A 1,525-nucleotide genomic window follows, 5' to 3' on the forward strand; every position below is an offset into this window, starting at 1 on the left:
AAGGGCCAAAACAAAGACCAAGAAAAATGCCCCGCTTTGTAAAACTGCCACGCCGCAATGCTGCCAACCAAGATATTGAGCGTCAATGCGGTGGGCTTGATTTCATTAGGTGCGAGTGACAACAGCGACATCACCGCGATATAGCCCGAAGCACCCGCATGTCCCACGGCGGAGTACAGCACGGCGATGATGAAAACGCTGGCTATCAGAAGGTAGAAGAGTTCAGTCTGCATAAAACCCCAACTATACGCTGATGATGCACACAATTTTCCTTATACAGCAAGCAGATATCATCTGTTAGGATAATCGGAGTTTTTACTTTTCGATTGATTTATTGATGCGTCCAGCACAACTTTCCCAAATCCTAGACCGTGAATTTTTGAGCGCAGCCGCACTGCAACACACGCCTGTGATGCTATGGGGGCCGCCAGGTGTAGGCAAGTCGCAAATCGTGGCGCAAGTGGCAGCGCGCCACCATGTGCCAGTGGTGGACATTCGTTTGTCGCAAATGGAACCATCCGATTTGCGTGGCATTCCGTTTCGCATAGGCGACCATGTGGATTGGGCAATTCCATCCATGCTGCCTGATGCCAAACGCCACGCGCCATCGGGGGTGCTGTTTTTGGACGAAATTACTTCGGCAGCGCCTTCGGTTTCAGCAGCCGCCTACCAATTGATTTTGGACCGACGCTTGGGTGATTACCAAGTGCCCGATGGTTGGGCAATTTTTGCTGCAGGCAATCGTTTGGGTGACCGTGGTGTGACCTATGCCATGCCCGCGCCGCTGGCTAATCGGTTCTCGCATTACGAGCTGGATGTGAGCTTGGATGATTGGGCAGACTGGGCTTATCGCAACGAGATTGATTCACGCATCGTGGCGTTTTTGCGTTTCAAGCCAGAATTGCTTTTTAATTTTGACCCCCTTAAAAATGCTGCGGGTGAAATGGCATTTCCCAGCCCTAGGTCGTGGGAATTTGCGCACCGTGCTGTGCAAAAATTTGGCGAGCAAACTGATTTGCTGCGCGGGTCTTTGATTGCGTGCGTGGGGCAAGTAGCGGGCATTGAATGCGCTGCTTTCATCGACAGCTTGGACCGTCTGCCAGATTTGGATGCGATTTGTACGGGGCAGTGTGTAGATGTACCCATCGAAATTGATTTGCAATACGCCGTCGCAGCCGCATTGGCCAGCCGTGCCCGCACGTTCAAGAACAAACCTGATGCAAAAGTGGTATGGGGGCATATTTTGAATTACGCACAAAGCTTTCCCCAACGTGAAATGGGCGTGATGCTGGTGTCTGATATTCACCGCGGTATCGGCAAAGATTTGTTCACCGTGCCGCAGTTTGCAAATTGGGCAAACACGGTTTCTGAACTCATGTTCTATGAGTGAACTGCATGCAGTCTGAGTATCAATGACGCAAGCCACCAGCGCTGTCGAAACCAAGCTCGCGGCAGCACGCATGCGTTTGCTGATGGACAAACCCTTTCTGGGTGCCTTGGTCTTGCGCTTACCATTGAAGTCTGC

Annotated in this window: 2 protein-coding genes; one reads left to right on the forward strand and one right to left on the reverse strand. The window is 51.6% G+C overall.

Features of this window, described 5'->3' with window-relative positions; all coding sequences use genetic code 11:
- A partial coding sequence (locus GX466_09275) for a sulfite exporter TauE/SafE family protein (GenBank protein NLH94386.1) occupies positions 1-233 on the reverse strand: 233 nt, incomplete at its 3' end.
- 104 nt (positions 234-337) lie between these two features.
- Between GX466_09275 and GX466_09280 the strand changes: the two genes are divergently transcribed.
- Positions 338-1,390 (forward strand): AAA domain-containing protein, encoded by a 1,053-nt coding sequence (locus GX466_09280; GenBank protein NLH94387.1) that lies wholly within the window; start codon positions 338-340, stop codon positions 1,388-1,390.
- The last annotated feature ends 135 nt before the right edge of the window (positions 1,391-1,525 follow it).

It is taken from the genome of Candidatus Cloacimonadota bacterium (assembly GCA_012516855.1).
Classification (GTDB): Bacteria; Cloacimonadota; Cloacimonadia; order Cloacimonadales; family Cloacimonadaceae; genus Syntrophosphaera.